Source organism: Nonomuraea rhizosphaerae (assembly GCF_019396405.1).
GTDB lineage: Bacteria > Actinomycetota > Actinomycetes > Streptosporangiales > Streptosporangiaceae > Nonomuraea > Nonomuraea rhizosphaerae.
On sequence record NZ_JAHKRL010000383.1, the window covers coordinates 1 to 8,208 of the forward strand.

At 70.8% G+C, this 8,208-nt stretch carries 8 protein-coding genes; 4 read left to right on the forward strand and 4 right to left on the reverse strand.

Annotated elements, in window-relative coordinates; genetic code table 11:
• Together KME77_RS19655 and KME77_RS19660 are read right to left on the reverse strand one after the other, a co-directional pair.
• Positions 1-453, reverse strand: a 453-nt coding sequence (locus tag KME77_RS19655) for an NYN domain-containing protein (protein WP_219469826.1), incomplete at its 3' end; no start/stop codon positions are given.
• Positions 454-637: 184 nt separating this feature from the next.
• Positions 638-3,244, reverse strand: coding sequence for a sigma-70 family RNA polymerase sigma factor (locus KME77_RS19660; protein WP_219469806.1), 2,607 nt, complete (start codon positions 3,242-3,244; stop codon positions 638-640).
• 152 nt (positions 3,245-3,396) lie between these two features.
• On the opposite strand from KME77_RS19660, the gene pyrE reads away from it, so the two are divergent.
• Entirely contained in the window at positions 3,397-3,930 is a 534-nt protein-coding gene (gene pyrE, locus KME77_RS19665) for an orotate phosphoribosyltransferase (RefSeq protein ID WP_219469809.1), read from the forward strand.
• Positions 3,931-3,999: 69 nt separating this feature from the next.
• On the opposite strand, the gene KME77_RS19670 is transcribed toward pyrE, so the two are convergent.
• Positions 4,000-4,422, reverse strand: coding sequence for a hypothetical protein (locus KME77_RS19670; protein WP_219469811.1), 423 nt, complete (start codon positions 4,420-4,422; stop codon positions 4,000-4,002).
• A 34-nt stretch (positions 4,423-4,456) separates the two neighbouring features.
• Positions 4,457-5,152, reverse strand: a complete 696-nt coding sequence (locus KME77_RS19675; RefSeq protein WP_219469813.1) for a DedA family protein — start codon at positions 5,150-5,152, stop codon at positions 4,457-4,459.
• Between the two features lie 117 nt (positions 5,153-5,269).
• On the opposite strand from KME77_RS19675, the gene fbaA reads away from it, so the two are divergent.
• The 3 genes from fbaA to KME77_RS19690 all read left to right on the forward strand — a co-directional run bounded on the left by fbaA (position 5,270) and on the right by KME77_RS19690 (position 8,120).
• On the forward strand, positions 5,270-6,292 hold the full coding sequence (gene fbaA, locus KME77_RS19680; RefSeq protein ID WP_219469816.1) for a class II fructose-bisphosphate aldolase: 1,023 nt from the start codon (positions 5,270-5,272) through the stop codon (positions 6,290-6,292).
• A 34-nt stretch (positions 6,293-6,326) separates the two neighbouring features.
• Positions 6,327-6,737: a DUF3151 domain-containing protein gene (locus KME77_RS19685; RefSeq protein ID WP_219469820.1), complete on the forward strand. Its 411-nt coding sequence runs from the start codon at positions 6,327-6,329 to the stop codon at positions 6,735-6,737.
• A gap of 99 nt (positions 6,738-6,836) precedes the next feature.
• Positions 6,837-8,120 carry an adenylosuccinate synthase gene (locus KME77_RS19690; protein WP_219469824.1) on the forward strand — a complete coding sequence of 428 codons (1,284 nt, stop codon included), beginning with the start codon at positions 6,837-6,839 and terminating at the stop codon, positions 8,118-8,120.
• Positions 8,121-8,208 lie beyond the last annotated feature (88 nt).

Consider the following 8,208-nt stretch of genomic DNA (forward strand, 5'->3'; position numbering starts at 1 on the left):
GAGCCCCCAGCCGCCGTCGGCGGCGACGTGGACGACGGTCACCCTGATGCCGAGGTCCTGGGCGTCGCAGACGACCTGGGCGAGGTCCTCGTCGCCGCTGACCACGACGGCGTCGCAGATGGCGCTGTTACGGGCCAGGGTCATGAGGTCGCGGTGCACCTGGGCGTCCACGCCCTCGCGCCGGCCGGGGCGGATGCGCGACAGGCGGAGCTTGAGGCCCGGGATGTCGGCGAGCACGTCGTGCTCGGGGGTGCGACGGCCCTCGACGGTCGCCTCGTACCAGTAGCAGCGCAGCAGCGGCAGTCCGGTGCGTTCGCGGGACAGGTTGGACATGAGCTGCAGCAACCCGGGATAGTCCCAGGCGACAGCCTCACGATGGCGGGTCCCATGCACGGCCATCGCGCCGTCGGCCAGCAGATAGCCAGCGTCCACGAACAGCGCGCAGCGATCCACTGACACCGCCCCTTTCCTGGTGGTCCGACCTAGCTGGCTCTGCACCGTCAGAGCCGGACTCGGCGGCCCTCTCTCAGGGTAATGAAAGCAGGAGATCGGCCGAGGGTTAATCCCGACGATTCGCCCCTGCCCAGACCATACGCCGGTGCATCCGTCACGACCGTACCAATTTGTCGGACTTGGGTCACGATCCTGCACGTACGCTTACCGCGGCGATCCCGAACAGCACCACATCCTTGCGCGTGACGATGGCCAGCGTGGGCTTATCGCCGAGTTCGGTATGGAAGGTGTCCACATCTACGCCGAATGTCAGCCCTTGTGCTCCGCCGGAGGAGCCGTCGAAGACGTTGCGCGGGTCGCGTTCGCCGCCCGAAGGGGTGAGCGGGCGGGCCCCCACGGTGACCCTGTCGCCGTCGAGATCGGCGTCGCCCTCCCAGGTCACCAGTTCGACCCGGGCGGGCGCGGCGCCGGGCACCAGGCCGCCCAGCGGGAGCCGTACACGCCCCTCGTCGCTGCCCGCGACGGTGGCCGTGTCGAGCACGACGGCCTGGCTGTACGGCTCGCCGGGATCGGTCACGATCACCACCAGGCTCCAGCCCGCGTGCCGCGCGGCCCCCTCCTCCATCGGCGGGTCGGCGGCCCACCACACGCCGTTGCGGTTGACCCCGCCGACCAGGCCGGTCACGTCCGCGTACGCCTGGTAGGCCGGGCCCGAGGGCAGCTCGCGGACCATGACCTCCTCGGGCGCGACCGTCAGGTATCGCTTGCGGCCCGGCGCGCGCACCCTGATCGGGCCGGCGTCCTCCACTCCGGCCGACCAGTAGAGCCCCGCCCACACGACCTGACCGCCCCTGGGCAGGCGCAGCCTGGCGCCGCTGGAGGCGCGCGTGGCCGGCACGTCGTCCTCGTCCACGGCGATCATGGGCCACAGGTCGTCGTCGTGCCGGTCGCCCTCGCGGTCCTTGGCCTGCGTGCAGCCCTCGCTGCGGGGCGGGCAGGTCAACAGGGAGTTGCCGATCGCCCTGACCGTCACCCTGCCGTCCGTGGCGAACCTGGCCGGGGCGCCCGCCTGCCGCACCCCCGCCGCGGAGCGGGCCTTGAGGCGCGTGACGCCCGCCCTTATGCGTACGGAGGGTCCCGCCCCGCGCGGGGCCTCAGCAGCCACCTGGACGCGCAGGAAGACGGCTGTGGCGCGGCCTCCCTTGAGCGAGCCTCTTGTGCAGGTCGCGCCGCGCTCGGCCGTGCGGCAGGACCAGCCGTCCACGGTGCCGACAGGCACGACAGCTTGCGAGCCGACGGCCTCCCCGACGGCGACTCTTCTGACGGCGGCGCGCGCGAGGGCGAGCGGGGCGTCGGTGCCGACCTGGGAGAACGCCGCTCGTGTGCCCATGTGGCCGATCGGGGAGGCCTTGGCGGCGGCGTGGGTGCGGTGTGCCGAGGGAATCAGCGTGACGCCGTTGGGCAGGCTCACGGTGGCCACGAGCGGGCCGCTCGGCCCGTTGCCCGAGTTGCGCAGCCGCATGGCGATGATGCCGTGCTGGTCGCGTACCAGGGCTCCAAGGGCGTCGATCGTCGCGCGGAGGTGGGCGGCGCGCGGCCGGGGCGGGACGGGGGCCGCGACGGTGCGTTCGGGGGGCGCGTGGGTGGGCTTCTCGGCCGGTCGCGCGGGCGGCGGGTTCGCCGAGACGAACGGCCTGGCGACCGGCCGCCGCACCGGCTCCTCCGCCGAGACCAGCCCGAACGCCCCGGCGACCGACGCCACGACGGCCAGGACGCCGACCGCCACCGCCACCCGCTGCCTGGGCGCCCACCGAATCCGCCCACCCGCACCGCCTGCACCGCCTGCACCGCCTGCATGGCCAGCGCCACCCGCGCCGCCGCCACCCGTGTCGACCGTGTCTGCCGTGTCGGCCGGGTCGGCTGGGTCGGCCGTGCTGACGGACCTGAACCAACCGAGTGCGCCCCCAGCGCCGGCGGTCCTGAGGCGGCTGCCCGTGCCCAAAGGCCCGGTCCGGGTCAGCGCGGCCGCGTACCCTCCGAAGACCGGCCCGGTTATCAGCGGCCCGATGATGACGCGCAGCCCCCGGTTGACGTCGGTCAGCTCCAGCAGCACCGCGTGACACGACGGGCAGCGGCCGACGTGCCCGTCCACCGCCTTGGCGTCGCGCCTGGCCAGGCCGCCCCTGACGTACGCGCCCATCTTGCTGAGCGCCGGCAGGCAGCTCTGGTGCGGCGGCGCGCTCAGATGCGTCTGCAGGTACGCCTGGCGCAGCCCCTCCCTGGCCCGGTGCGCGAGCGCCGCCACCGCGTTCGCCGACATGCCGAGCAGCGGGGCGACGTCGGCGGGCTTGGTGTTCTCGACCTCGGTGTGCCACAGGACGGCGCGCCACCGCTCGGGCAGCGACAGGAACGCCTTGGCGATCAGCGACCGCTCCAGCCCGACGAGCGCCGGGTCGATGAACGGCACCCCCGGGTCGAACTGCTCGACCTCCCCCATCGCCACCTCGTGGCTCGCCATGCGCGTCCGGTCGTAGACGGTGCGGCGCACGACAGTCAGCAGGTACGTGCGGAAGCCCGCCTCCGGGCCACCGCCCCGCCCCACCAGGTCGAGGATCTTGGTGAACGCCTCGGCCACCACGTCGTCGATCTCGGCCTCGCCCCTGACGAGCTGGCGGGTCAGGGAGCGCGCGGCGGCCACGTGGCGCTCGTACAGCTCTCCGTAGGCGGCGGCGTCGCCCTCTTTGACGGCTTGGATAAGATCTGCGTCGCTCTGCGGCGATTCGACGCTCATGGTGACCTCGCGATTACTCAGGGTTGCCTCGCGGATACATTCCGCAACCGCCGCCGTGACTAAACCGGAGGGCCGCCTTTACCCCGAAAGGCCGGGCCGCCGGCCGCCCCTGGCCGTCCGGCCGCGTTGATCAGGTCCCTAAGCTGGGAGGCATGACAGATCGCGACAACCTGCTGGCCGAGATCAAGAAGAAGGCCGTCGTGCACGGCAAGGTCGTGCTCTCCTCGGGCCAGGAGGCCGACTTCTACCTCGACCTGCGCCGGATCACGCTCGACGGCGTGGCCGCGCCGCTGGTCGGCAGGGTGATGCTCGACCTGACGAAGGACCTCGACTACGACGCCGTGGGCGGGCTGACGCTGGGGGCCGACCCCGTCGCGACGGCGATGATGCACGCGGCCGCCGCCCAGGGGCGCGCGCTCGACGCGTTCGTGGTGCGCAAGGCCCAGAAGGCGCACGGGATGCAGCGCCGGATCGAGGGGCCGGAGGTCAAGGGGCGCCGGGTGCTGGCCGTCGAGGACACCTCCACGACCGGTACGTCACCGCTGACGGCCGTCGAGGCGTTGCGGGAGGCGGGCGCGGAGGTGGTCGCGGTGGCCACCATCGTCGAGCGGGGCGCGGCCGCCAGGATGGCCGAGGAGGGGCTGGAGTACCGGTCGGCGTTCACGCTGCCGGACCTGGGGCTCTGAGCGGCCCGGGACCGGCCTCAGCCTGCGCGGGCACCCTCTCAGGAGCCCGCCCGGTCGGCGCCGGGGCGGTCAGGCGCCGCGCCCCCGTACGGTGAACGCCTCCCGCGCGCCCGCCTTGCCCTGGGCGCGGGGCTTGCCGTTCTCCGTCACCCGCACCGTGGCCGCGTCCGTGAGCACGACGTCGAGCTCCGGCTGGAAGTAGCTGACCTCCTCGCCCCTGCTCATGTCGCGGTACTGGAGCACGTCGCCGCCGGGCACCCGTACGGTGACGAGGGGGCAGGTGTCGGCCACGCACTCGATGCGGACCGTCGGCGCCTGGGCGCTGGCGGTCGGCTGGACGGCGGCACGCTCGCGCTCGGGCTGCTCCGGCGTCTCCAGCGAGGTGAGCAGCGCTCGACCCCCGATGACCAGGAGCGTCACCACGCCCAGGGCGGCCAGGACGGCGAGCGCTAGGCGGGCGAGGCCCATCGGATCTGACCTGTGGCGTCCCACAGAGGGAGCGTACCGCCTGGTATGCCGGGTCAGATCAACGCGGCACCCGGTGGTGCTTGCCGTTGGGCTCGGGCAGCTTCTTGCCGGCCCGGCGCGTCTTGACCACCTCGACGATGATCGGGATCACCGAGATCAGCACGATGAGGAACACGCCCGGCAGGATGTACTTGTCGATCTGCTCGGGGTCGACCTGGCTGCCGAGGAAGTGGCCGATCAGCAGCATGCTCTCGACCCACAGGACGCCGCCGATCACGTTCCAGAGGAAGAACTTGCGGGCGGGCATCTCCAGCACACCGGCGACGGGGTTCATGAACGTGCGCACGATCGGGACGAACCTGGCGATGATCACCGCCTTGGCGGGGCCGAACTTGATGAAGACATTTTCGGCCTTGAGGACGTGTTCCCGCTTGAACAGCCGTGAGTCGGGTTTGTCGAACAGCCTCCTGCCCACCTTGACCCCGATGAGATGCCCGAGCTGCGCCCCCGCGACGGCGCACAGCGGCGTGCCGATCAGCAGCACCGGGAAGGACAGCGGCGCGATGCCGATGCCTTGCGCCGCCGCCGCCGAGCTGAAGATGCCCGCGGCGACCAGCAGTGAGTCACCGGGCAGGAAGAACCCGATGAGCAGCCCCGTCTCGGCGAAGATGATCGCCAGCACCCCCACGGTGGCGAAGGCGCCGAGAAGGGTCAGCCACCACTGCGGGTCGAGGAGGTTGAGAAGCCAGTCCACGAGGCGAGCCTACCCGTCACGGGAACGGCCGTGGTCGCCGTGCGTTGTCTCTACCACGCGGGGTAGCGGACCGGGATACTGGGCTGCGCGAAGCCGTACTTTCCAGGGAGAAGAAGCATGCCTATAGCAACCCCAGAGGTCTATGCCGAGATGCTCGACCGCGCGAAGGCAGGCGGTTTCGCCTACCCCGCGATCAACGTGACCTCGTCCCAGACGCTGAACGCCGCGCTGCGCGGCTTCGCCGAGGCTGAGAGCGACGGCATCGTCCAGGTGTCGACCGGCGGCGCCGAGTTCCTGTCCGGCTCGACGGTCAAGGACATGGTGACGGGCGCCACGGCGCTGGCCGAGTACGCGAGGGTGGTGGCCGCCAAGTACCCGGTGACGGTGGCGCTGCACACCGACCACTGCCCCAAGGACAAGCTCGACGGCTTCATGCGGCCGTTGATCGACATCTCGCTGGAGCGGGTCTCCAAGGGCCTCGACCCGCTGTTCCAGTCGCACATGTGGGACGGTTCGGCCGTGCCGCTGGAGGAGAACCTGGAGATCGCCAAGGAACTCCTCGACAAGTGCCATCGCGCCAACATCATCATGGAGATGGAGATCGGCGTGGTCGGCGGCGAGGAGGACGGCGTCGTCGGCGAGATGAACGAGAAGCTCTACACCACGGCCGAGGACGCGCTGGCCACGGCCGAGGCCGTCGGGCTCGGCGAGAAGGGCCGCTACCTGCTGGCGGCCACGTTCGGCAACGTGCACGGCGTCTACAAGCCCGGGCACGTCAAGCTGCGCCCGAGCGTGCTCAAGGACATCCAGGAGGCCGTCGGCGCCAAGTTCGGCAAGGAGAAGCCGTTCTCGCTGGTCTTCCACGGCGGCTCCGGCTCGGCCATGGAGGAGATCCACGAGGCGATCTCGTACGGCGTGGTCAAGATGAACGTCGACACCGACACGCAGTACGCCTTCACCAGGCCGGTCGCCGAGCACATGTTCAAGAACTACGACGGCGTCCTCAAGGTCGACGGCGACGTCGGCAACAAGAAGGCCTACGACCCGCGCGCCTACGGCAAGGCCGCCGAGGCCGGGATGGCCGCCCGCATCGTCGAGGCGTGCCAGCACCTCAAGTCAGCCGGGACGAAGATCTCCTAGCCACTTCGGCGGCCCGGCGGGTATGACTTGTCCTATGGATAACCTTCTCGCCGGGCCGCCCCCGACTCTCCTGCCGGACCTGCCCGAGGCCAGGGAGGCGCTCGAGTCCGGCGCCAAGGCCGCCGACGTGGCCGCCCGTTTCCCCGCCTACCCGGCGGCTTGGGCCTCTCTCGCGGAGGAGTACTTCGCCCAGGGGCACGCGGTCACCTCGTACGCGTTCTCCCGCACCGGCTACCACCGCGGTCTCGACCAGCTTCGCCGCAGCGGCTGGAAGGGGCACGGCCCCATACCGTGGGAGCACGAGCCGAACCGGGGGTTCCTGCGCTGCCTGTACGCTCTGGCCAGGGCGGCGCAGGCGATCGGCGAGAAGGACGAGGCCGAGCGCTGCACGCAGTTCCTCAAGGACAGCAGCGGATCGGCCTACGACGCGCTGAGCAAGAACTGACTCTTGGGACGAAACGCCGCAGTCGGGTAGTCTCTCTACGCAAGAGCCCCTGTCGCGCTTGCGCCAGGGGTTTTCGTTTTGTGCTCGGGAGACTGAACCATGCCGGCTGCCGTTCTCGTTGGTGCCCAGTGGGGCGATGAGGGCAAGGGCAAGGCCACCGACCTGCTCGGTGGCGACGTCGACTACGTCGTCCGCTACCAGGGAGGCAACAACGCGGGTCACACCGTGGTCATCGGTGACCAGAAATACGCGCTGCACCTGCTGCCCACCGGAATCCTGTCGCCGCACGTGGTGCCGGTGATCGGCAACGGCGTCGTGATCGACCCCGGGGTGCTGCTGGGCGAGATCGACGGGCTGGCCGAGCGGGGCATCTCCGCCGAACGCCTGCTGATCTCCGCCGACGCGCACCTGATCATGCCCCACCACAAGGCCCTGGACAAGGTCACCGAGCGCTACCTCGGCAAGGCCAAGATCGGCACGACCGGGCGCGGCATCGGGCCCGCGTACGGCGACAAGATCTACCGGATGGGCGTGCGGGTGCAGGACCTGCTCGACCCGGGCATCCTGGCCAAGAAGATCGAGGTCGTGCTGACCGAGAAGAACCAGGTGCTGACCAAGGTCTACAACCGGCGCGGCATCGACGCCCAGGCCGTCGTGGACGAGTACCTGGCCTACGCCGAGCGTCTCAAGCCGCACATCGCGGACACGTCGCTGGTGCTGGGCAAGGCGCTGGACGAGGGCAAGTTCGTGCTGCTGGAGGGCGGGCAGGGCACGCTGCTCGACATCGACCACGGCACCTACCCGTTCGTCACCTCCTCCTCGCCGACCTCCGGCGGCGCCTGCGCCGGGTCCGGCATCCCGCCGACGCGGCTGACGAAGGTGATCGGGATCCTCAAGGCGTACACGACCCGTGTCGGCTCCGGCCCGTTCCCCACGGAGCTGGAGGACGAGATGGGCGAGTGGCTGCGCCAGACCGGCGGCGAGTACGGCGTGACGACCGGGCGCAACCGGCGTTGCGGCTGGTTCGACGCGGTGATCGCCCGGTACGCGACGCGGATCAACGGGGTCACCGACTTCTTCCTCACCAAGCTGGACGTCCTGTCCGGGCTCGATCGGATCCCGGTGTGCGTGGCGTACGACGTGGACGGCACCCGCCACGACGAGATCCCGATGACGCAGACGGACTTCCACCACGCCAAGCCGGTGTACGAGGAACTGCCCGGCTGGCAGGAGGACATCTCCGACGCCAAGACGTTCGAGGACCTGCCGCCGAACGCGCAGGCGTACGTGCGGGCGCTGGAGGAGATGAGCGGCGCGCCGATCTCGGCGATCGGCGTCGGGCCGGGCCGCGACCAGACGCTGGTGATCCGCTCGCTGGTGTGACGTTCGGGGAGGGCGCCCCTCGGGAAGGGGCGCCCTCAAGCTTTCCTCACCTGAGTACGGCGGCCGCCTTACTCAGGTGAGCACGGCG